The 22,998-nt window shown below is 59.2% G+C and carries 20 protein-coding genes and 2 tRNA genes; 17 read left to right on the forward strand and 5 right to left on the reverse strand.

Features of this window, described 5'->3' with window-relative positions:
• The first annotated feature begins 113 nt into the window (after window positions 1-113).
• The 7 genes from efp to ACTQW0_RS02650 are packed head-to-tail and all read left to right on the forward strand — an operon-like array spanning window position 114 to window position 5,208.
• Window positions 114-677 (forward strand): elongation factor P, encoded by a 564-nt coding sequence (efp, locus tag ACTQW0_RS02620; protein WP_154515524.1) that lies wholly within the window; start codon window positions 114-116, stop codon window positions 675-677.
• 24 nt (window positions 678-701) lie between these two features.
• Window positions 702-1,064: an Asp23/Gls24 family envelope stress response protein gene (locus ACTQW0_RS02625; protein WP_154515527.1), complete on the forward strand. Its 363-nt coding sequence runs from the start codon at window positions 702-704 to the stop codon at window positions 1,062-1,064.
• 3 nt (window positions 1,065-1,067) lie between these two features.
• Window positions 1,068-1,652 (forward strand): transcription antitermination factor NusB, encoded by a 585-nt coding sequence (gene nusB / locus ACTQW0_RS02630; RefSeq protein WP_427717322.1) that lies wholly within the window; start codon window positions 1,068-1,070, stop codon window positions 1,650-1,652.
• Window positions 1,653-1,654: 2 nt separating this feature from the next.
• The gene (locus tag ACTQW0_RS02635; RefSeq protein ID WP_441559259.1) at window positions 1,655-1,921 is read left to right on the forward strand and encodes an exodeoxyribonuclease VII small subunit; all 267 of its coding nucleotides are present in this window, start codon (window positions 1,655-1,657) and stop codon (window positions 1,919-1,921) included.
• A gap of 8 nt (window positions 1,922-1,929) precedes the next feature.
• A complete protein-coding gene (locus tag ACTQW0_RS02640) occupies window positions 1,930-2,733 on the forward strand; it encodes a TlyA family RNA methyltransferase (protein ID WP_441566905.1) in 804 nt (267 codons plus the stop codon).
• A complete protein-coding gene (locus tag ACTQW0_RS02645) occupies window positions 2,730-3,590 on the forward strand; it encodes an NAD(+)/NADH kinase (RefSeq protein WP_441566781.1) in 861 nt (286 codons plus the stop codon). The genes ACTQW0_RS02640 and ACTQW0_RS02645 overlap by 4 nt, the downstream gene beginning before the upstream one ends.
• A complete protein-coding gene (locus ACTQW0_RS02650) occupies window positions 3,580-5,208 on the forward strand; it encodes a DNA repair protein RecN (RefSeq protein WP_441566783.1) in 1,629 nt (542 codons plus the stop codon). Before ACTQW0_RS02645 ends, ACTQW0_RS02650 begins: the two co-directional genes overlap by 11 nt.
• 220 nt (window positions 5,209-5,428) lie before the next feature.
• Here ACTQW0_RS02650 and ACTQW0_RS02655 read toward each other — a convergent pair whose 3' ends face one another.
• Window positions 5,429-6,286 carry a MurR/RpiR family transcriptional regulator gene (locus ACTQW0_RS02655; protein ID WP_427795869.1) on the reverse strand — a complete coding sequence of 286 codons (858 nt, stop codon included), beginning with the start codon at window positions 6,284-6,286 and terminating at the stop codon, window positions 5,429-5,431.
• Between the two features lie 271 nt (window positions 6,287-6,557).
• Here ACTQW0_RS02655 and ACTQW0_RS02660 point away from each other — a divergent pair, with 271 nt between their 5' ends.
• From ACTQW0_RS02660 to ACTQW0_RS02705, 10 genes are all read left to right on the forward strand, one after another.
• Window positions 6,558-8,567 (forward strand): fructose-specific PTS transporter subunit EIIC, encoded by a 2,010-nt coding sequence (locus tag ACTQW0_RS02660; RefSeq protein WP_441048795.1) that lies wholly within the window; start codon window positions 6,558-6,560, stop codon window positions 8,565-8,567.
• 506 nt (window positions 8,568-9,073) lie between these two features.
• Window positions 9,074-9,337 carry an HPr family phosphocarrier protein gene (locus ACTQW0_RS02665; protein ID WP_022094575.1) on the forward strand — a complete coding sequence of 88 codons (264 nt, stop codon included), beginning with the start codon at window positions 9,074-9,076 and terminating at the stop codon, window positions 9,335-9,337.
• A 133-nt stretch (window positions 9,338-9,470) separates the two neighbouring features.
• Window positions 9,471-11,174 carry a phosphoenolpyruvate--protein phosphotransferase gene (ptsP, locus tag ACTQW0_RS02670; RefSeq protein WP_427728175.1) on the forward strand — a complete coding sequence of 568 codons (1,704 nt, stop codon included), beginning with the start codon at window positions 9,471-9,473 and terminating at the stop codon, window positions 11,172-11,174.
• 74 nt (window positions 11,175-11,248) lie between these two features.
• Entirely contained in the window at window positions 11,249-12,181 is a 933-nt protein-coding gene (locus tag ACTQW0_RS02675; protein WP_441566785.1) for a 1-phosphofructokinase family hexose kinase, read from the forward strand.
• A 225-nt stretch (window positions 12,182-12,406) separates the two neighbouring features.
• Window positions 12,407-13,339, forward strand: coding sequence for a 1-phosphofructokinase family hexose kinase (locus ACTQW0_RS02680; protein ID WP_427717343.1), 933 nt, complete (start codon window positions 12,407-12,409; stop codon window positions 13,337-13,339).
• A 191-nt stretch (window positions 13,340-13,530) separates the two neighbouring features.
• Window positions 13,531-14,925: a CCA tRNA nucleotidyltransferase gene (locus tag ACTQW0_RS02685; RefSeq protein ID WP_441566787.1), complete on the forward strand. Its 1,395-nt coding sequence runs from the start codon at window positions 13,531-13,533 to the stop codon at window positions 14,923-14,925.
• A gap of 226 nt (window positions 14,926-15,151) precedes the next feature.
• Window positions 15,152-15,228, forward strand: a tRNA-Glu gene (locus ACTQW0_RS02690).
• Between the two features lie 22 nt (window positions 15,229-15,250).
• A tRNA-Glu gene (locus ACTQW0_RS02695) sits at window positions 15,251-15,327 on the forward strand.
• Window positions 15,328-15,479: 152 nt separating this feature from the next.
• Window positions 15,480-16,772, forward strand: a complete 1,293-nt coding sequence (locus tag ACTQW0_RS02700) for a lysylphosphatidylglycerol synthase transmembrane domain-containing protein (RefSeq protein WP_441566789.1) — start codon at window positions 15,480-15,482, stop codon at window positions 16,770-16,772.
• A gap of 136 nt (window positions 16,773-16,908) precedes the next feature.
• On the forward strand, window positions 16,909-17,520 hold the full coding sequence (locus ACTQW0_RS02705; RefSeq protein WP_441041102.1) for a TetR/AcrR family transcriptional regulator: 612 nt from the start codon (window positions 16,909-16,911) through the stop codon (window positions 17,518-17,520).
• Between the two features lie 106 nt (window positions 17,521-17,626).
• Here ACTQW0_RS02705 and ACTQW0_RS02710 read toward each other — a convergent pair whose 3' ends face one another.
• The 4 genes from ACTQW0_RS02710 to ACTQW0_RS02725 form a co-directional block, all read right to left on the reverse strand.
• On the reverse strand, window positions 17,627-18,841 hold the full coding sequence (locus tag ACTQW0_RS02710) for an ABC transporter permease (protein ID WP_441566791.1): 1,215 nt from the start codon (window positions 18,839-18,841) through the stop codon (window positions 17,627-17,629).
• Window positions 18,838-19,611: an ABC transporter ATP-binding protein gene (locus ACTQW0_RS02715; protein ID WP_441566793.1), complete on the reverse strand. Its 774-nt coding sequence runs from the start codon at window positions 19,609-19,611 to the stop codon at window positions 18,838-18,840. Before ACTQW0_RS02715 ends, ACTQW0_RS02710 begins: the two co-directional genes overlap by 4 nt.
• Window positions 19,611-21,044 carry an efflux RND transporter periplasmic adaptor subunit gene (locus tag ACTQW0_RS02720; RefSeq protein ID WP_441566795.1) on the reverse strand — a complete coding sequence of 478 codons (1,434 nt, stop codon included), beginning with the start codon at window positions 21,042-21,044 and terminating at the stop codon, window positions 19,611-19,613. Before ACTQW0_RS02720 ends, ACTQW0_RS02715 begins: the two co-directional genes overlap by 1 nt.
• 129 nt (window positions 21,045-21,173) lie before the next feature.
• Entirely contained in the window at window positions 21,174-22,631 is a 1,458-nt protein-coding gene (locus ACTQW0_RS02725) for a L,D-transpeptidase (protein ID WP_441566797.1), read from the reverse strand.
• Between the last annotated feature and the right edge of the window lie 367 nt (window positions 22,632-22,998).

Genomic DNA, 22,998 nt, shown 5'->3' on the forward strand with positions numbered 1-22,998 from the left:
CGCCCCGCGTTCTCTTTTTATGCGCTCGCCGCAGGCGCCGCCTGCAAGTGTATAATTTCGCTCGTATGTAATTTGGACGCTTGTGCGTTCTACCCATAACAAGAAAGGTCGCTATGCCTACCATTTCTACCGCCGACTTCAAGAACGGCCTCGGTCTCCGCATTAAGGACAAGGTCTACACCATCGTCGAGTTCCAGCACGTCAAGCCGGGCAAGGGCGGTGCTTTTGTGCGCTACAAGACCCGCGATATCAAGAGCGGTCGTGTCGTCGAGAACACCTGCAACGCCGGTACCAAGTTCGAGAGCGTCATGCTCACCACCCGTGAGTTCCAGTACCTCTACAACGACGGCGCCGACTACATCTTCATGGACAACGAGTCCTACGAGCAGGTTCCCGTTCCCGAGGACATGGTGGGCGAGAACTCCAAGTGGCTGCGCGAGAACGACACCTGCCAGTTGCTCTTCGCCGACGACGAGCTCATGGGCGTGACCCCGCCGATGTTCATCGAGACCACCATCGTCCAGACCGACCCGGGCTTTAAGGGCGACACCGTTCAGGGTTCCACCAAGCCGGCCACCATCGACACCGGTGCTGTCATCCAGGTCCCGATGTACCTCAACGAGGGCGAGGTCATTAAGGTTGACACCCGCGACGGCAAGTTCGTCTCCCGCGTCTAGCAACCAACTCTTCTAGGAGGATTCATGCCCCAGGAAATCAAGATTGACGGCATCGGTATTTCGCCCGATGTTCTGACCGCCATCGTCTCGCGCGCCGTCACGGATGTCGAGGGCATCGCCTCCGTGGGCGTCAAGGACCTTGCCACCAACCTTGTCTCCATGATGCTTTCGTCCAAGGCCCCGGCTTCCGAGCCGCCGGTAGAGGCCGAGGTCATCGGCGACAAGCTCGCACTCACCGTGCGCGTCGTGGTGTTCTTTGGCTATCCGTTCAAGAAACTCGCCGAGGCCGTTCGCTCCGCCGTGGTCGCAGCTATCGATGCCCAGGTAGGCGTCGAGGTCGAGCGCGTTGACGTTTGCATCGACGGCCTCGTTTTCCCCAAGGAGTAACCTTTGAGCCTTAAGGTTTATCGCGGGCGTACGCTTGCCCGCAGTCAGGCGCTGCAGCTGCTGTTCCAGGCCGAGGCGACGGACAGCCCGCTCGAGCGCGTCCTCGAGGGCGATTTCCTGATCTCGAAGGGTCCCCTCGACCCCTACGCTCTGGAGCTGTGCCGCGGTGCCTACGAGTATATCGACCGCATCGACTGCGCCCTGCGCTCCATCGCCAAGAACTGGGATCTTATGCGCATGCCCGGCGCCGATCGCAATCTGCTGCGTATCGCCGTCTATGAGATGCGCTTCCTCACCGACGAGGAGGTCTCGGACGCCATCGTGATCAACGAGGCTGTAGAGCTTGCCAAGGCCTATGGCACCGACCAGTCCGCGTCGTTTGTCAATGGCGTGCTGGGCAAGATCGCGCGTAGCGAGGAGCTGCCGGGCGAGGACCTGTATCAGGAGCTGCTGGCCGAGGACCGCGCCCGCGAGGAGGCCCAGGCCGCCGAGGCTGCCGCCAAGGTTGCAGCCGCTCAGGCTGCGGCCGGCGTTCTCGACGAGGGTGCCGAGGTCGCCGAGGTCGAGACCGGTACCGTCGAGGAGTAGCCATGCCAGAGGGTTCCGTTCGCAACTTCGACGAGATCTCGGACCGCTTGGACCAGATCATCGCTACCGTTCGCTCCAAGGATACGTCCTTGGAGCGTTCGCTCGATTTGTTTGACGAGGCGATCGAACTTGGCTCCCGTGCGGTCGATATGGTCGACAAGTTTGAGTTAACGTCTCGTGAGGCCGATAAGCTCGAGCAGGAATACGATGAGGATGCGGCAAACGAATCCCAGGATAGCAAGGCCGCGTCTCCGGATACGAATGGTTGATGGCATTCATGAAACGCGTGCGTCTCGATGACGAACTGATTTCACAGGGCATCTGCGCCGACCGCGCGGATGCCCTTCGCACTCTTATGGCCGGCTCGGTCTCGAGTGGCGGCGAGCGTTTGACCTCGCCGGGCCTTAAGGTGACGCCCGGTCTGCCCCTGCACGTGAAGGGCCGTATTCCCTACGTGGGGCGCGGCGGGCTCAAGCTCGAGGGCGCGCTCGATGCGTTTGGGATCGATCCCATTGGCCTTGCTTGCCTCGATGTGGGCTGCTCCACGGGCGGCTTTACCGATTGCCTGCTCAAGCGTGGCGCCGCAACGGTCGTTTCGGTCGATGTGGGTCGCGCCCAGTTTGATTGGTCGCTGCGCCAAGACGAGCGCGTGAGGCTCCATGAGCGCACCAACGTGACACAACTGCCCGAGCTTGGCTACGGCGGCGCTATCGACTTGGCTGTCTGCGATGTGTCGTTTACGAGTATCGCGAATATCATCGACGCCGTGTTGGCGTGCCTGAAGCCTTTGGGTTCGTTCTGCACGCTCGTAAAGCCGCAGTTTGAGGCGCCGGCTGCGCTGGTGGGCGAGGGCGGTATCGTGACCGACCCCTCCGTCCGCCGCGATACGCTTGTGGCGGCGATTGAGCTCTTTGCCGCCAAGGGCCTGTTCCCGCTCGACGTGTGCGTGTCGCCCATCCATGGCGCCAAGGGCAACGTCGAATTTTTCCTGTACGGCACGAGGTTTGCCTCTGGCGAGCGTGCCGACGATGAGCTGCAATCACAGGTAACGGCTTTGAGCGAGAAAGCTGCAACGCTATGAAGGTCTTTCTGGTTCCCAATTACTACAAGCAAGAGGCGGTCGAGAGCGGCCTGATGCTCGAGCTTTGGCTTTCGCGCCAGGGCTACGAGGTCGCATGGGCTGCCGATCAGCGTTCCAAGATCCAGCGTGCGCCCGATGTTGACGATGCCGACCTGGTCATTACGCTCGGCGGCGACGGCACGCTGTTGCGTGCCGCCCGTATTCTCAACTACCGCGAGATCCCCATTTTGGGCCTTTCCTATGGTCATTTGGGTTTTTTGACGGCCGCGAGCCCCGAGGATCGCGATATTTTGCAGGTCGTGAGCGATGCCCTTTCCGGTGAGCTCCATGTGAGTCGCCGCGCCACCCTCGCCGCGGATATCGTTTCGGTGCGCGAAGATGGCACGAAGGATGTCGTGCGCACGTTTGCCCTTAACGATATGGCGCTTACGCGCGGGCCCCTGTCCGATATGGTTGAGTTCGACATCACGGTGTCCGGCCATCATATCGACCGCCTGCGCGGTGACGGCGTCGTCGTTTCGACAGCGACCGGTTCCACCGGCTACGCGCTTTCCGCCGGCGGCCCCATCGTCAGTCCCGATTACACGGGCATGGTTTGCGTGCCCATCGCCCCACATACCATTCAGGCTCGCGCCTTTTTGACCTCGCCAAGCGACGTCGTCGAGATTTTTATGTCCGATGACCGCCCGAGCGTGCCAGCGATTGCCATCGATGGACGGTTTATTGCCTGCGATGGCACGGTCGAGAGCGTGGCCGTGCGTCGCGGTCCCGGCGATGTACTGCTGCTGGATTACGGCCCCGAGAGCTTCTATAACTCGGTGAGCCGCGTGTTCTACGGAGTGCGTCATGATCGATGAGCTGCAGGTTTCCAACATTGCCCTCATTCGCGAGGCGACGTTGGTTCCGAGCGCGGGCTTAACGGTTCTGACCGGAGAAACCGGCGCCGGTAAGACTGCGTTGCTCTCTGCGCTTAAGCTCATTTTGGGCGAGCGCGCGGATTCGTCGACGGTGCGCGAGGGCGAGACGCTCGCCAACGTCGAGGCGCGCCTGTTTGACGGCCCGCACGACACGGAGGGCTTCACCGTGCAGCGCAGCCTTTCTGCCGAGGGTCGCAGCCGCGTAAAAATTGACGGCCGCATCGCCAGCGTGCGTGAGCTTTCGGAGCGCGTCGGAGTGATGATGGATCTTTGCGGCCAGCACGAGCACCAGCGCCTGCTCGACCCTGCGCATCATGTTGCCATGGTCGATGCGTGGGCGGGGCGCCCGGCGCTCGAGGCGCTCGATCGCTATCGTGCTTGCCTTAAGGCATCGCGCGCGGCTGCCAAAGAGGTCCGTCGCGTCGAAGAGGCCTCGCGTGCGCAGGGGAGTCGTGTCGAGGAGGCGCGCTTCGCTCTGGAGCGCATCGCCGAGGTCGACCCCAAGCCGGGTGAGTATGAGGAGCTCGAGGAGCTGCTGCCACGCTCCGAGCATGCCGAGGTGCTGGTGGCAACGGCCAACGATGCCCATGCGTCGCTTGCTGCCGAAGGGGGAGCACTCGATGCCGTGAACAGTGCCGTCGCGGAGCTTTCGCGTATGGCTACTGTCGATCGCAAGCTGGGTGTTATCGCCGATGCGCTTTCGGATGCCTGCATCTCGCTCGAGGATTGTGCCAACGAGCTGCGTGCCTATCGAGATGGGGTCGCCTTCGACCCGCGCGAGCTGGCTCGTATGCGCGAGCGGTATTCCGACCTTAAGGGACTTTTGCGTCAGTGGGGTCCCACCATGGAAGACGTGTTTGCCATGCGCGATAGCTCGCGAGAGCTGTTGTCGCTGGTAGACGATGGTGATGAGCAGATTAAGAAGGCGCGCGAAGCGCTTGGCGCGGCAGAGCGCGAACTGTTCGCCGCCGCCAAGGCACTTAAGCGCGCACGCAATACGGCAGCCCCGCGCTTTTGCCACGAGGTTGGCCGTCAGATGGCGCGCCTGGAGATGGGCGGCGCCGAGCTCGTTTGGGACTCGCGCGATCTTCCGCGCGCCGAGTGGACGCCGGCGGGCCCTTCGAGCTACGAGCTTTTGTATCGTAGCGGTGCCGGATTGACGCCGCGCCCCCTGCGCCGCATTGCGTCTGGCGGCGAGCTGAGCCGTGTCATGTTGGCGAGCAAGGTTGTTTTGGGTAACGCGGACGGCGTGGATACGTTGGTGTTCGACGAGGTCGATGCCGGTGTTGGCGGCTCTACTGCACGCGCCCTTGCGAGCGTTCTGGCAGATCTTGCCGCAACGCATCAGGTGATTGTCGTAACGCACCTGGCGCAGGTCGCCGTCATGGCCGACAAACATTACGTGGTGAGCAAAGAGCCCGGCGACGTTCCCCAAACCCATCTGGATGAGGTGGCCGGGGACGCCCGTACCGCAGAGATCGCCCGTATGCTGAGCGGCGATCAATCGGAGGCGAGCTTGGCCCACGCAAAGCAGATGCTCGAGGAAGCGCGTGCTTAGGCCGAGCCGTTACATGTATGTTCGACCCGGCCGCCACGAAACCGGCCCATCTACTACGTTTAATAGGCTATCGGCAACCACGCCTTGAATTGCAAAAAGAAAACCGCAGGTAGAACGCCTGCGGTTTTTCTATTTTCGGTATGTGGTTGGGCCATACTGATAAAACGTAGTAGATGGGCCGGTTTCGTGGCGAGTGGCGTTTGTCGGCTCGCCAAAATTTCTATTCCACGACCTTATCCGGCTGGATAAGCTCCTCGTAGTAGCTAATGTGCTCTCGGGCGTCCTCGATTTCGGGCAGCAGGAAGTTGTAGATAACCTCGATGATCATCGTGGCGCTGATCTTGGAGAACGCAAAGTCGCCCGTGGTGAGCAGCGCCTCGTGGTTCACGGTATTAAAGGTGTAGTCGGCTAGGCGAGCAAGCGGAGACTTGCTGTCGCTGCTGATGACGACTACGGTGGCACCACAGCCTCGAGCCGCTTTTGCCATGCGATTCAGTCGACGCGACTTGCCAGAGTTCGAGATCAGCACGATAACGTCGCCGGGGCGCAACGTGAGCGCAAAACCAATCGAGGTTTCACTGATGGTGCTTGACATACAGCGAAGGCCCAGTTGCGAAAACTTAAACGTCGCGTCAAGCGCAACGGCGTTGGTATTACCTACGGCTGCAAACTCGATAGCCCCTGCGTTCTTAAACGCGTGCACGACGGCTGCCAGTGTATCGTGATCAATGCCATCGATGGTCGCATTGAGTTCACTGACCTTTGCGGCGAGGATGTTTTTGAGGCTCTGCTCCATATTATCGAGCGAGACCTCGTCTGTGAGGCCTTCACTGCGCTGACTCTCCAGATCGCGCGCCAGCGAAAACTGAAAGCTGCGAAAGCTTCCAAAGCCCAGCTTGCGGCAGAAGCGCGAGACGGTGGCCTCGGAGGTTGCGGCGGCGCGCGAGAGTTGCGCGGCTGTTAGGAGCGGTGCCTCGGACTGGTGCTCTAGGATATAGTCGACAATGCGCTGCTCGGACTCGCTGTATCCCTTGTGCGTGCTAATAAGGGAGAGTGCGCTCTTGCTGCTATCGGACATGGATGACTCCTAGTTGGCATTAAAAGCTGTCTTGTTGTGTGCCGCTCTAGTATACGGGGAAATCAATTACAAGATACACCTTGCTGTTTCAATAGTTGATGGTAAACTTTCATCGACCGTTTACGGTTGTGAAAGAACCTTTCACCGGAGAAATAGGCTGGATTGCTTCTCATATAAGCGGTGGCTTGGTATCTTTCAGGAGTGGAAAAACGCGCACCGTAGCGCGTGTAGGGGAGCGCCCGCGGGCGCAGTACTCAAGAAGGAGGGACACATGGCTAAGTTTGACATCATCGCCGCCACCGGTTGCCCGACCGGCATCGCGCACACCTTCATGGCGAAGGAGGCGCTGGAGAAGGCAGCTGCCGAGCGCGGTCTGACCATTAAGGTCGAGACTCATGGCCAGGTCGGTGTCGAGAACGAACTCACGAAGGGTGAGATCGCCGGTGCCAAGGCCGTCGTCGTCGCAGCCGATAAGGATGTCCAGGCGGAGCGTTTCGCCGGTAAGCCCATGGTTTCCGTCGGTGTTTCCAAGGCCCTGTCCGTCGAGGCTGCCGGCAAGCTGATCGACCGTGCTCTCGCCGCCAAGGGCGACGACACGGTTGCGGCTGCTGCCGATGTCGAGGATGAGGTCGAGGAGAAGGAGTCCATCGGTCACATCATCTATAAGCACCTCATGAACGGCGTCAGCCACATGCTGGTCTTCGTCGTTGCCGGTGGTGTTCTGACCGCCGTTTCGTTCCTGTGGGGCATCACGTCCTTCGACTCGACGGCTGCCGACTACAACAGCTTTGCCGCTATGCTCAAGATCATCGGCGGCATCGCCATGAACCTCATGGTTCCCGTGCTTTCCGCCTATATCGCCGAGTCCATCGGCAAGCGCCCGGCGCTCGTTCCCGGCTTTGTCGCCGGTATGATCGCCATCCAGGGCCTGCCCGTTAATGCCGAGACCGGCATGATCGATGCCGGCGGTGCCGGCGTGGGCTTCGGCTTCCTGGGCGGCATCGTCGGCGGCTTCCTCTCTGGCTATGTCATCCTGCTGCTCGAGAAGGTTTTTGCCAAGCTGCCCAAGAACCTGGACGGCCTCAAGGCTATCTTCCTGTACCCGCTGTTCTCGACCGCCATCGTCGGTCTGGTCATGCTCGGCATCTCCGGCCCCATGGCTGCCATTAACACCGCCATGATGGACTTCCTCAAGGGTCTGTCTGCCTCTGGCGCTGTTGTCCTGGGTCTTGCCATTGGCTGCATGTGCGCCTTTGATATGGGCGGCCCGGTCAACAAGGCTGCTTACGTCACCGGTACCGCTATGCTCACCGAGGCCCTGGCTGCCGGTGTCGGCACCGACACCTATAACTTCGGCACCAACTTCATGGCTGCCGTCTCCGCCGCCTGCATCGTTCCGCCGCTGATCACCACCTTCGCCGTCATCGTCGGCAAGAAGTACTTCAGCCAGGAGGATCATGACGCCGGTATCGTCAACCTCATCCTTGGTTGCACCCACATCACCGAGGGCGCCATTCCGTTCATGACCAAGAACATCTGGCCCGTCATGCCCATCATGATGCTCGGTTCCTCCATCGCCTCGATCCTGACCATTATGTTCAACGTCCACGATCCGGCGCCTCACGGTGGTTTCCTGGTCCTGCCCGTTGTCGAGAACGGTCCGCTGTGGGTCCTCGCGATCCTCATCGGCGCCGTGGTCGGTGGCATCTTGTTCGTTGCTTTCAAGAAGTATGACTTCGAGAAGAATCAGAAGGCCGCTCCCGCCGCTGCCGCTAAGCCGGTCGAGGCTCCCAAGGCCGCTGCCGTCGAGGCCCCCAAGGCTGAGGCTTCCGACTTCGTGAAGGTCGAGAACGTTTTTGTCGCCGAGGATTTTGCTTCTCGTGACGAGGCCCTGAGCTTTGTCTCCAACCAGGCTGTCAAGGCCGGTATCGCTGACGACGCCGACGCCGTAATGAACGCCTTCCTGGCCCGCGAGGCCGAGGGCACCACGGGCATGATGGAGGGCTTCGCTATTCCGCATGCCAAGTCTGATGCCATTACCGAGGCCGCCGTCATCGTCGTCAAGGACGACTCTGGCGTGACCGGTTGGGACACCATGGACGGCGCTCCTGTCAACGTGGCTATTGCCCTGCTCATCCCCGGTGCCCAGGCCGGCACCACGCACCTCAAGATCCTGTCCAAGGTCGCCGAGGCGCTCATGGACGAGGGCTTCCGTGCCACCGTTAAGGGTTCCACCGACGCTGCCGAGATCGCTAAGACGATCAACGCCCGTCTGGTCTAATCCCGCAGCTTGCGAATAACATCGCCCCCTGTATATAAGGCGGAGACTCCATCAGGGGTCCCCGCCTTTTTTCAAGTAACCCGGTACTGAGGGACATTTCCTTCCTGCCGACAGTTCGGGATACTCCTCAGTTCACAGGAGGGTATAGACAACCGCATCAACCAGATCAACCAGGCGAACAAATTATCAGCCAGAATTTCGTTCGCACGATATTGCTCTGGACCGACCGAGTTTCCGCAGCTCGCCTGCCGGGCGGGGCGGTTAAGTTTGTCGCGAGTTCCGCACGCAAAGGAAAGCACTTAATGTGCTTTCCGTCTTGCGCAGGACTGTAGAGCAGCAAACTTAACCGCCCCGCCCGGCAGGCGAGCATGCAGGAACGACATCTGTCCAACAATTCGTGCGAAACATAATGAAAAACCGTTTGATGTGAGTTAATATAATCAACGTCGTGAATATGGCTCCTGTCGCATTGCTGATAGGGGTTAAACACAAAAAAGGAGTCAATTATGGTTTCTGAGAAGGCTACCCTCGTTAATCCTCAGGGTCTTCACATGCGTCCGGCTGGCCTCTTCGCCTCCACCATGGGCAAGTACGCCTGCGACGTGACGGTCGTCACCCCCGAGAAGGAGGTCAACGGCAAGTCCCCGATGGCCCTCATGGCTGCCGGCATCCCCTGCGGTACCGAGGTCGAGGTCAAGTGCGACGGCGCTGACGAGGCCGAGGCTCTGGCTGCTGCCATCGAGCTCATCAAGAGCGGTCTTGGCGAGTAGAACTCAAACGGGTCGCATGTTGAACAACTAAGTTCATATTTGGGGGCGCAGTGACCTGTTTAAAGGGAACTGCGCTCTTTTGTCATGGATATGGCAAAACGCTTTATCACATGACACGGAGAGAGGAATAGGAATGTATCAGGGAGTCAACGCTTCCGAGGGCATCGGTATCGGCACCGTCATGGTTGCCGTCGAACCCGACTTGACGTTTGAGCCGCACGAGGTTGCTGATTCGGCAGCTGAGAAGGAGCGCTACCAGACCGCCCTTTCGGTCTTCTGCGAGAAGACCCAGGCTCAGGCCGACCACATGAAGGAGACGGTGGGCGAGGCCGAGGCCGAAATCATGAGCGGACACATCGTCCTGGCTCAGGACCCGGGCATGACCGACGCCATCAACGCCGCCATTGACGGCGGCACCTGCGCCGAGCAGGCGCTCATGGACACCTCGACCATGTTTGAGAACATGTTCCTGTCCATGGACGATGAGATGTTCCGCCTGCGCGCGGCAGACATCGCCGACATCCGCACCGGTATTCTGGCCGAGCTTTTGGGCAAGGAGGTCGTCGATCTCTCCGTCTTGCCCGAAAACACTGTCGTTGTCGTGCACGACCTTACGCCGTCCATGACCGCCACGATCGATAAGGCTCACGTTGCCGGTATCGTCACCGAGACCGGTGGCCGCACGTCGCACTCCGCGATCATCGCCCGCGCCCTCGAGATTCCGGCTGTCCTTTCGGTTGCCAACAGCTGCACCGCGCTGCGCAACGGCATGACCGTTGTCGTCGACGGTGGCAAGGGTATCGTCGAGGCCGATCCCGACGAGGAGACGCTTGCCGCCTACACCGCCAAGGCCGAGGCTTTCGCTGCCGAGAAGGCAGCCCTCGAGGCTTTCCGTGGCAAGCCGTCCGTGACTGCCGATGGCATCAAGAAGATCATTGCCTGCAACATCGGTAACCCCGATGACGTGCCCAACGCGCTCGATCACGACGCCGAGGCCATTGGCCTGTTCCGCTCCGAGTTCCTGTTCATGGACTCCGCCGAGCTTCCTTCCGAGGAGGAGCAGTTCAACGCCTATCGCAAGGTTGCCAGCGCGCTCAATGGCGCTCCGGTCATCATCCGCACGCTCGACGTGGGTGGCGACAAAGAGATCCCGTACCTGCATATGGTCAAGGAAGAGAACCCCTTCATGGGTTTCCGTGCCGTGCGTTACTGCCTGGCCAACCCCGACCAGTACAAGGTACAGCTCCGCGCTCTGCTGCGCGCCAGCGCCTTCGGTGATGTCAAGATCATGATCCCGCTCGTCACTTGCGTCGAGGAGGTCTTGGCCGTTAAGGAGCTCGTCGAGGAGTGCAAGTCCGAGCTGACCGAAGAGGGCCGCAAGTTCAACGAGAACATCGAGGTCGGCATTATGGTCGAGACGCCTGCCGCATCGCTGATCGCTGACCGCCTGGCCGAGGTCGCCGACTTCTTCTCGATCGGCACCAACGACCTGATCGGCTACACCATGTGTGCCGACCGTGGTAACGACACCATTTCTAACCTGTACCAGGTGTACTATCCCGCCGTGCTTCGCTCGCTCAAGAACATCATCGAGAGCGGCGTCAAGGCTGGCATCATGGTCGGTATGTGCGGCGAGGCCGCTGCCGATCCGCTGCTTGAGCCGCTGCTGATCAGCTGGGGCCTCGAGGAGTTCTCGATGAGCGCTCCGTCTATCCTTCGCGCCCGCAAGACCATCAGCCAGTGGACCAAGGCCGAGTGCGACGATCTCGCCGAGAAGGCGCTCGCCTGCAACACTGCCGAAGAGGTCAAGGCGCTGCTTGAGGCTGCCGCTCGCTAATTTGGTATCAGAGGTAACCGCGTGGTTGGAATGGGCTGGCCGCGCGGCCCTCAAATATACAGGGGGTACTGTAAATGTTCTACACGCTAACCGCTAACCCGGCTGTCGACATGACGGTTTCGAGCTCTCCGCTCGAGCCCGACGAGAACGTCCGCACCGGCTCGGCCAGCTACACGGCTAACGGCAAGGGCCTCGACGTGTCCTTCGCCTTTAAGAAGATGGGCGTCGACACCGTCGTGCTCGGCTTCTTCGCCGGCTTCACGGGCAAGTTCATCGTCGAGGAGGTCATGAACCTGGGTTGCCTGTGCCGCCCGGTCTGGACCGACGGCATCACGCGTATCAACACCTATGTCAACGATGGCCAGCACGAGTACGGCATCCTTAACCCCGGCGCCCCGATTACGCCGGAGCACCAGAAGGAGCTCTACAACATCCTGGACACCGCGGGCGATCTTGAGTGCCTGATCGTCTCCGGCTCCGTGCCTCCCAAAGCTACGCCCGACTTCCTGGCTCAGGTCATGGATCACGCTCAGGCTCGTGGCGCCGACGTCGTCCTGGACCTGTCTTCCGACAAGCTCAAGGAGCTCGCTCACAAGAAGCCGCTGCTCATCAAGCCGAACCATCACGAGATGAAGGCCATCTTTGGCGTGCCGGTCGACACCGACGACGAGGTCCGCGTTGCCATGAAGATGGCTCACGATGCCGGCGTCCAGAACGTGCTGCTCACCCGTGGTAGCCGCGGCGACGCTTACTTCTCCAACGGCGAGGACATCTGGTACGCTAAGCGTGAGTTCAACATCAAGCTGGTCTCTTCCGTCTGCGCCGGCGACTGTACTCTCGCTGCGTTCCTGCACAAGTGGTACAGGGATCGCGACAACGTCGAGGAGGCCATGAAGCTCGCTATGGCCACCGGCGCCAACGTTGCCGAGTCCGTGGGCATCGGCGACTTCGGTCACGTCGATGAGTATAGCAAGCGTGTTGCTGTCCGCAAGCTCGATCGCAAGTAAGCGAAACGCTACATATTCTTGGCTATATGGCGCCCCGGTTTAAGCCGGGGCGCTTATTTGTAAATTGCAAATGAGCTTCAGGGCAAGCACTCCTGATTTTTGCCCCGCCTTGCTGCTTTTCTGGCGACCTGCACGCGTTCTACACCGTTCGCCGAGTTGCTATGGTTTTTTCACAAGGTGTGGAATATACTTTCATTATCACGTTGCTTTGTGAAAGGAACATTCATGATTTACACGCTCACTGCAAATCCCGCCATTGATTACAACATTTCCTGCGACGGACTTTCCGCCAACACCGTCACCCGCACGCGCAACGCGGTCTATACGCCCAATGGCAAGGGTCTCAACGTCTCGTTCACCCTCGATCACTACGGTGTCGACACCACGATCCTGGGCTTTTTTGCCGGCTTCTCAGGCGAGTATATCGTCAAGGGCGCCGAGGCCCTGGGTGTGCCCGTCAAGCCCGTGTGGACTGACGGGATCACGCGCGTCAACGTTTTCCTCAACGCCGGTCCCGATACCGAGTACAACATGGTCAATGCAGGCGCTGCCATCAATGCTGCCAACGAGCAGGAGATGTTTGAGCTCATCGACTCGCTCGACGACATGACCTGCCTGGTCATTAGCGGCTCGCTGCCCCCCAACACCTCCGAGGGTTTCCTGGCCGAGGTTCTTCGCCGTGTTAAGGCAAAGGGTGCCGAGTTCGTGCTCGATATTTCGAGCCATCAGCTGGCCGATCTCATTGCCATGGAGCCGTTGCTCATTAAGCCCAACGACGACGAGCTGCTCGACATCTTTGGCATTAAGGTGAGCGGTGGCGACGACGAGTCCGTTAAGTGCGCTATGGCTGAGCTGCACGCCAAGGGCGCAAAGAATGTGCTGCTGACCCTTGGTGGCGACGGCGCGTACTTCTCCAACGGCGAGCACATTTGGTTTGCCAAACGCACCTTTGAGGTCAAGCTGCTCTCGACGGTCTGCGCCGGCGATTCCTCGCTTGCCGCCTTCCTGTCCGTGTGGCACGATGCCCCCGAGTGCGTCGAGGACGCCCTGCGCCTCTCGATGGCAACCGGTGCCAACGTGGTCGAGTGCCCTGGTTTGGGCGATTTTGCCAAGGTGGACGAATATAAGAAGCACATCGACGTTCGTCAGGTCTGCTAACCGTTTAGACACATCGTTGCCGAACACCCGCTTTGGATCTCCGAGGCGGGTGTTTTTATCTGTTGGCCGCATGGGCTCTGCTGTCTCGTTCGCGCGAATCGACGATGTGATTTCATGTGCGCTCACGCTTGTTTCTTGCTAGACTGCTTGAGAACCATCGTTAACGCTTGCAAGCGTAGGAGGCCATAGGTATGTGTAATGTTTCGCTCAACGGTACGCAGCCCACAGATGCCTCCCTGCGTGTGCTACGTGCGCTTGAGGACGCCGGTCTCGAGGCCTGGTTCGTAGGCGGTTGGGTGCGTGACGCCCTGATGGGACGTCCCAGCCACGATGTTGACATGTGCTGTAGCGGCCTGTGGCAAGAGTCCAAGGCGGCGCTCGAGGCAGCCGGCATTGCGGTAGTTGAGTCGGGCATAAAATTTGGCGGCATTACCGCCCTTTGTGACGATGAGCGTATTGAGGTCACGACGTATCGCCTGGACGGTTTTTACACCGATGGTCGCCATCCCCAGAGTGTGGAGCGTGCGGCGTCGCTTGAGGACGATCTGGCACGTCGTGACTTTACCGTTAACGCCATGGCTTGGCATCCCCAGCGCGGTCTTGTCGACCGTTATGATGGCCAGGGCGACCTGGAGCGTAAGCTGATTCGTGCCGTTGGAGATCCCAAGCGTCGCTTTAACGAGGATGCGCTTCGCATGCTGCGCGCCGTGCGTTTTGCCTGCCGTCTGGATTTTATGATCGAGCCTAAGACCAAACAGGCGCTTGCCGAGTGCTCGCCGCTGCTCGATGCCGTGGCACGCGAACGCGTGGGCATTGAGCTCGAGGAGATTCTATCGACCGGACATGGGGGAGACGCGATGCTACGCTATCCCGAGCTTGTTTGCGCCGCCGTGCCCGAGCTTGCGCCGGCTCGTGGGTTTGACCAGCGCAGCGTCTACCACGCCTTTAATGTCTACGAGCATATCGCTCGCGTTTTGACGGTAGCGGGGGAGCTGGCGCTGTGTGACGGTGTGGCGCCTTCGTCGAGCTTAATGTGGGCAGCGTTTTTGCACGATGTCTCCAAGCCCGATTGCTTTGCGGTCGATCATGCGGGCAGCGGCCACTTTTACGGTCATCCTGAGCTTGGTGCCAAGAAAGCGCGCGCTATTATGGATCGCTTGGCGCTTTCGCACGATTTGATTCGCGACGTGTGTCTGCTTATCAGGTATCACGATAAGCCGTTGCGCCCCGAGCGCTCCTGTTTGCTCAATATGATGCGCTCGCTTTCGGGTGAGGGCGTCGACACGCCGCGTTTGATTGACGAGCTTATGGACCTTAAGCGTGCCGATACGCTGGGTAAGGCACCGTCGTGCTTCTATTACGTCGAGACGATCGAGGAGATGCGTTCGCTCGCACACGAACTGTTGGAAGCTGGGGAGCCCTATACGCTTAAGATGCTTGGCATCAACGGAGGGGACCTAATTCGCGCCGGCGTCAAACCGGGGCCTGAGCTGGGACAGCTTCTCAACGTTGCCCTCGACGCCGTGATCGAAGACAACGTCCCCAACACCCGCGAGGCCCTTCTTGCTCACCTCAACCTGGGGTAGCTCATTTGGGACGGGGCTTTTTTAGCTACCCCCGCTGTCAATAGGACGAACAATAGTGATTCTGGCAGGGGTAGCTAAAAAAGCCCCGTCCCAAATTAGCTACCAGGTTGACCTGTGTGTTCCATAACCTCACGACAAAATTTGGCCAATTTGGAATTTCTTCTTGCGCTCGCGTTTTTTGTCCCGTAATATATGTCCTCGCAGCACGGCAGTGCAGATGTCATGTGGCCCGTTCGTCTAGCGGTTTAGGACGCCGCCCTCTCAAGGCGGAGATCACCAGTTCGAATCTGGTACGGGCTACCACTTCTTTTCTGCTGAGGCTTATGGCCCGTTCGTCTAGCGGTTTAGGACGCCGCCCTCTCAAGGCGGAGATCACCAGTTCGAATCTGGTACGGGCTACCAAGTTTTGGATACCCGACCTTCTTTTCGAAGGGCGGGTTTTTTTATTACCTGCGGGCTTGTCTGTTAATCCCATTTGCCCCATAGCTTTACGTTTTGCTTGTCTCCCATACGGGTACAATAGGCCAGATACATTGACGGTCAGAAGGAGCCTCATGACGGAGTCCTCTCAGCATACCCCAAAGCCTCAAGTCGATGTTTCGGGCGGCGATGACAACAAGAGCGCACGTCGTGGTGCCATCTTTATTGGCATTGTGCTGGCGGGCTATATTGTCTATTTGGTCGTGACCGGTCAGATGGGTCAGTTCTGGGCCGCCATGGCTAGCGTTCAGGCGCCGTGGCTCGCTGCCGCGTGCTTCTGCATGTTCCTATACTTGTTTTTTGGCATCGTGGCGTACGCGATTGCCGTATGGCTCGATCCCAATTCGCCTGTCGGCATCCGCGACCTCATTTCGGTCGAGGCGAGCGGCATCTTCTTTGGCAATCTGACGCCCATGATGATGGGCTCCACGCCTGCCCAGATTTATCGCCTGACCAAAGCCGGCCAAAATGTGGGCGAAGCGGGTGCCACGCAGTTCACCCGCTTTATCGTGTACCAGTTTGGTTTGGTGGCATGGGGTGCCATTCTGCTGCTCGCCCGCATGCCGTTTTTCGCCGAGCGCTATGGCGACATGACGCTGCTTTGCGTCTTTAGTTTTGGCGGCCACTGCTGCATTCTTCTCGGCATCTTTGCCGTGGCGTTGATGCCCAAGACCGTCACGCGCGTCGCACATTGTATTATCAATTGGCTCGAGCGCATGGGTGTTTCCGCTACTAAGATCGAGGGCTGGCGCACCTTTGTCGATGGCGAGATCTACTCGTTCTCCGAGAAATTCAAACTCTCTGCCGGCCATTTTTCGTCCATGCTGCTCACGGTCGTCATCACCATGTTGCAGCTGGCGTTTTTCTACCTGGTTCCGTATTTTTTGATGCTTGCCTTTGGTCAGTACGATGTTGACTTTTTCTCGGTCATGGCGGCGAGTGCTTTTGTACAGCTGTTGAGTTCCGCCGTTCCGCTGCCTGGCGGCACTGGTGGTGCCGAGGGCGGCTTCGCGCTGTTCCTGGGTCACTTTTTTGGCACGGCAGCGACTGCCGGCTATCTGCTTTGGCGTCTGATCACCTTTATCGCGCCGACCATTTTGGCCGCCCCTCTTTTGGGCCTTAAGAGCGCTCATAACGAGAGTATCCATGCGCGCTGGGACCGAATGATGTGCAAGCTCGGGCGCACTCCTCAGAAGCCTTCTGCGTCCGTTAAGGCACATCCAACCTCTCAGGTTACCGTGGACCCCAATCAGCATGCTCAAAAGACTGCTGCGGCCTCTAAACCGGCACGGAAGACCTATGTTCGTCAGACTGGCGACGGTATCCGCGTTTCCCCTGCGGCGCTCAATAAAAAGAAGCGGCCCTAAAGCCCAGTTGGTGAGTCGTGCGTTCTTAATGATGCTCGTCATTGCGATGCTAGATGTAGGATAATCCTCTTACGTTGATTATCTCCCACTTGTACAGGAGCTATAGGTGGGCAGTTGACATGAAGGGGACACGTCTATGGCCACCACTAAACCGCGCCTTGACCGCCGCATCGTTCGCAGTCGCAATGCTATTCTTTCGGCATTCGAGCGACTGCTGATGGAAAAGCCCCTCGCCGATATTACGGTTAGCGCCATCGCGCGCGAGGCAAATGTCGACCGTAAGACCTTTTACGTGCACTTTGGCACGGTGGACGGCTTGCTCGATGCCATTGCCGTGGATGTGGTCGAGATGATTGTCGACTCAGTCGAGAAGACGCTTTCCTCTATGGGCGGTAACACCAACGAGCGTGCACTCGGAGCGGCGGCGACCTTCTTCAAAACCGTTAACGAGGCGCTGTGCAACAATTTGGTGCTCAATCGCCAGCTGATTGAAAACATTCCGCTCGACGACTTTATGACGCGCTTGCGTGTGCCGCTCGAGCACGAGATTGCCGAGCGCGACCTGCTGCCCGATGGCTTAAAGGACGAGCTGTTCGACTATTATCTGGCGTTTTTGCTTTCGGGCATTATCGGCATTTACCGCACGTGGGCACTCTCCGATGGCTCGGTGCCCATCGAGCGCATTTCGGAGGTCGCTAACAATCTGACGTTGAACGGGCTATCGAGTCTGGAATCTCGTTTCGAATAGCACTAGCGCCTTATCCCCTCCGAGTTGCGGTGAAATAAGGACTGAATAGGCCTTTTAACGGCTAAAACACTCCTTATTTCACCGCAACTCAGGGGGGGGGATTGCATTACTGGTAGCGCAGGCACTCCACGGGGTCGAGTTTTGCGGCCCGGCGGGCGGGGTAGAAGCCAAAGATTATGCCGATGCCGACGGAGACCGCAAAGGCCAGCAGCACCGTGGCGATCGAAAAACTCGGCGTTATGGTACCGCTGGCACCGAGTTCGCCAAGCACGCCGGAACCCGCGGCGAACATCGCTAGGCCCCAGGCAAGCAGGTAGCCAATCAGGACACCTAGCAGACCGCCGGTGATGCACAGCGCCGAAGACTCGGCCAAAAACTGTGCGGTGATATCGCGACGGCTGGCACCCAAGGCTCGACGAATACCGATCTCGCGGATGCGTTCGGTCACATTGGTGAGCATCATGTTCATGATGCCGATACCGCCCACGAGCAGCGAAATGCTGGCAACGGCGCCCATGATGAGCGAAAACGCGCCCATAAAGGAGTTGAGGGCGTCGATGGCGCTTTTCATTGAGGTCGCCGACACGCTGTCATATTCGTCGTCATCCGCGATGTCCTTCATGCTGCGCACCTTGGATTCAATCGTCTTGCACAGCTCATCCATGTCCGTACCCTCGACGGTGAGCGCCGTTACGCTGGGAAAAGACGGGTTCTCGTCGCCAAAGAGGCCCGAGATGGTCTCGCGCGGCATGTAGAGCGTGAGTGAGCCCATGGAGTCGCTGCCGCCGTCGATAACGCCGATAATCTGCACCTCGCCGTTCGACACCTTGATGGTCTTGCCGAGCGCGTCCTGTTCGTTGCCGTACAGCTGGTCCGCGCCGCCGCGGCTGATGAGCGCCACGCGTGCGCCAGATTGGGACTCAGCCTGGGTATAGGTGCGCCCCGCGACGAGCTTGCTGACGCCCACTGCGTCGAGCATGTCGCTATCGACGCCCTGCGCCATGACGTTATAGCTTTTGTCACCGGCCTTGTACTCGGTATAGGCACTGTCCACGATACCGATCTGCTCGATCTGCGGCACCATCTTGCGAAGATTCTCAACGTCCGACTCGGTGAGCTCTTGCGACGAATAAATCTGCACCATACGCGCGGCGTTGAGGCCCAGGCTGTTGACCAGGCTGTTTTGGATACCGCCGATAAGCGAGGTCATGGCAATGACGGAGGCGATGCCAATAACAATGCCCAGGATGGTGAGTAGGCTGCGTCCCTTGTTGGCCTCGAGGGAGTGAAGGGCTTCTTGGATAAGGTCGCGCGTGCTCATGCCTTCACTCCTTTCGTCGGATTGGCGTGTGCGGAAATCATGGGCAGGTTATCAATGGCGCCGTGCAGGGTCTGCGGTGCGTGCGCGATGTACGCGCCGTCGTGGATTCGGCCGTCGCGAATGGTTACGGCACGGTCGGCCTCGGCGGCGATACCGGGATCATGCGTGATGAGCACAATGGTCTTGCCACGTTCCTGGAGTTTGTGGAAGGTCTCCATCACGAGCGCTCCGGTGGCGGAGTCCAGGTTTCCCGTCGGCTCGTCCGCCAGGATGATGGGCGGGTCGTTGACGAGGGCGCGCGCGATGGCAACCCTCTGCATCTGTCCGCCTGAGAGCTCGGAGATGCGGTGGTCCCAGTGGTCGACCGGCAGCGTGACGGCTTGCAGCGCATGAACGGCGCGCATCTCACGCTGAGCCCGCGGCACGTTGGTGTACGACAGCGGCAGCATGACGTTTTCGATGACCGATAGGCGCGGCAGCAGGTTAAAGCTCTGAAAGACAAAGCCGATGCTCAGGGCGCGGACTTCGGTGAGCTCGTCATCGTCGAGCTCCGCCACGTTGAGGCCCTGCAGGTAATAATCGCCTGCCGTTGGCTTGTCCAGGCAGCCCAGGATGTTCATGAGCGTTGTCTTGCCCGAGCCAGAAGGGCCGGTAATGGCCACGAATTCGCCGGGATTCACTGCCAGGCTCACGTTATGCAGGATATGGGCGCAGCCGGCTTCGCTCTCAAAAATGCGATGCACGTTGCGGATGTTGATGACGGGACGCATTACAAGCCCTCGTCGGCAGACATGCTGCCAGAGTCGTCGCCGTCGGCCGTCATGCCTGCGCCGGTGTCCACGATGAGGGTGTCGCCGTCGCGCAGCTTGGTAACCGGTACGTCTGCGTTGATCTCATTGCCCTGGTCGTCGCGCTTGACCTGCGTCTTGCCGACCACGGCGTCGTTATCGTTTTGCGTCACAATGGTCACCTTCACGCGGCGCATCTCCTTGCCTTCACCGTCGGTTGCCACGTTGACGTAATAGTGCTCGCCATCCTCGGTCATGAGCGCCATGGTCGGCACCATCACCACATCCTCGAGCTGCTCGGTTACCACCGAGACCTCGGCGGTCATCCCCGGCTTGAGGCGCGCGTCGGGCGCGTCGATCAAAATATCGACGTTATAGGTCACGCTGCCGCCGCCACCGTAGGTGGAGTCGGAGTTTGCCACCGAAGCGATTGTCGTGACCGTTCCCTGGCTCACGATATCGGGAAAGGCCGGATAGGTAACGTTGGCGCTCTGGCCCACTGCGATCTTGGCGATATCCTTTTCGCCCACCTGAACGGTAACCTTCATCTTGGAGAGGTCAGCGATCTGCATGCACTGCTTGCCGCCGGTCGTATCGCCTTCGCCCATAATCATGCCGCCCGTCACCGTGGCGCCGACCTTGGCGTTGAGCTCGACGATGCTGCCCGAGCTGGGCGCGGTCACAGTGCGCTCGGCGGCTTTGGCGTTGGCCTGGTCCAGGGTCGCCTGGGCCGAGGCCAGGTTACGTTGGGCGCTCGAGATGGCGCTCGTGTCGGCACTCGTGCCGGTGCTGCCGCTGGCGCCACTTGCGCCTGCCGCATCTGTGTCAGTCGCCGGAGCGGCTTGGGCGGCAGCTACCGCTTTCTGCGCGTTGGCGAGGTCTTCCTGTGCCGCCGCCACCGCGCGCTGCGCCTCGGCAACGTTGCGATCGAGCTCGTCATTTTTAATGGTCATGAGCACATCGCCCTCGTTAACGGACTGGCCGGCTGATACGTTGATCGATGCCACCGTGCCGTCGACAGAAGGGGAGACCACCGAAGCCGAGATAGGCTTGAGCTGGCCTTTAGCCTCGACGGTGGTCGTAAATGTACCCTCGGTGACCATGTCGGTCACCGGCCCGTTGGTACCTGCGGGCCGTGCGTTAATGACGAAGGTTACGACAACGGCGATGAGCACAATGGCGGCCACGACGCCGGCCGCAATGCCGCGTCGGATGAGCTTTTTGCGCCGACGCTCGGCACGCTTCGCCTTGAGCTTGGCGTAGGCCTCTTCGTCAGAAATCTCGGTTGCATCGCTTGTGCTGCCGTTTTGCTGTGTGGCGCGCATGTTTGTTATGAGGGGAAGCGTTTCGGTGGCACCCTCGGGCGCTCGCTCGGTATCATTCGGTCCCGGGGTGATGGTGGGGACATTCGACATGGCGTCTCCTTTATAGAAAGTTCTTCGATAAGTATATGCGCCCGTCGCGAGAAGCGGGCGCATATGGCGGATTCTTTCGGAACTGTTAGATTGGAGCGTCAGTTCCCCGTTGTGCGAAGGCGTGTTTCCCTACGAGTGCACGACCACGCATAGGCCTACGTTGATGCAATCGTGGAGTGCCTTGGCATCGGCCAGGCGCAAGTTGATGCAACCGTGGCTGCCGCACCATTTGTACGAATTTGGGTCGTCAAAGCTCTGATCGTTTTGCCATGTTGCATCATGGAAACCAACCATGTTGCCTTCAAACGGCATCCAATATGACACGGGGCTTTCGTATTTTGGTTTTCCGGTCTTTGGGTCTTTGGCACCGATGAGCTTGCTTGCGCCGTCATTACTATTGATCTGCCAAACGCCCTCGGGGGTGGCATCCTCTCCCGGTTTGCCCGAGATAAAGTTGGCTTCCCAAACGATATTACCGTTCTCGTCATAGTAGCGCGCGTGCTGCTCGGACAGGTCGACGTCGATATACGCCTTCCAGTCGGGCTCTCCCTTTGCGGTATAGGTGTCGGCCTTCTGGGAGTACTTAATCTCGATTTCGCCGGTCTGCTTGTTGTTAATGGCGTCCTCGACCTGCTTGGCGAGTGCGTCGCTATCGACGGACCAGCCAAAGTCACCGCCCTCGACGGCACATTCTTTGCCGTCAGCACGCGTCCACCAGCGGGTGGTGCCCACGGTATTAAAGCCGTTGGCGAGCTCGGCTGCCCAGCTACCGATCTGCGACGTATCGAGTGTGGGGTTGGCCGGATCGGCAAAGCTGATCCACTGCAACACGGAGCTGCCGTCGACCTTGCCGGCATCCTCGCCGTTGAGCTTGAGGGTCACGTTGACGCCCAAGAAGTTGTTGGCGGCATCGCATGCGGCCTGAATCTGATCATTGGTCAGCGTTTCATTGAGCGGCTCATAGGCATCGTTGCCGAGCTTGGAAAGATCTACGGTCTCGGCCAGCGAGGCAAGCTCGAGCTCGGCATACTTAATGACATGCTCGCGGTTGAGTTTTTCGTTGGAGCGCGCCTTCTCGACGGTAAACTTGCCGGCTTGCTCGTCATAGGAGCTATTGGCCTCGAACGTGCCCGAACGGCCCTCGTTAAACTCGTCAATGGCGGCGCCCAGATCCTCCTCAAACTTCTTTTGGTCAAAGGTGTCAGAGAGCATGGACAGGTCGACGTCTTGTTCAAGATCGACTTCGTTGGAGGTAGCGGTTGTTTTGGTCTTGCCGCTTAAGGATTCCACAAGGTGGACCGGCCATATAAAGGCTTCGTTGCGGCTGATGATTTCTTTTGCGGCAGCTTCGCCGTCGACGATGGGTTCATCGGACTCGGGTTGATAGATCCAGTTAAAGTCATCGCCTGTCACGGTGAGCTTATAGTGCTTCCATGCCGAGTTGACCTTAGTGGCAGCAGACGAAGCGTTGGAGAACGAGACGTCGACGCCGGCAATGGTGGTGTTGGGGTAGGCTACCTGCGAAAACGCGACAACGCCAACAATGTAAACGACAACAATGAGGCCCAGAGCAACGAAAAGGGTCATTTTGGCCCCGGATTTTTTCCCGTTGGTGTGGTTCTCTGACCCACGGGGGCCCTTGTGATGGTTTTGCGTGTGTGAAGGCGCGTGCTTAGTCGCTTTATTGCTCTGACGCTGCTGATATGCATGAGGGTTCTGGCGCTGTGAGGTGTTTCCCGAACCATGCTTTGTGCTACGCGTTGGCGTAATGGGGCGCGGCGACTGGACGCCGTCGGTAGGCCTAGAAGGCTGTTTAGGATCGGGAATCAGTTGGGTGCGGTCGTTTTGCGACATCGTATGCATATCCTTCGAGTTTCGCCTTGCGGCTCATCGTGTTTTTACTGGGCTTGCATTATAGCGATTACCTAGTTGTTTGTGGTATTGAAACGGTGGC

Source organism: Collinsella sp. LCP19S3_B7 (assembly GCF_052121795.1).
GTDB lineage: Bacteria > Actinomycetota > Coriobacteriia > Coriobacteriales > Coriobacteriaceae > Collinsella.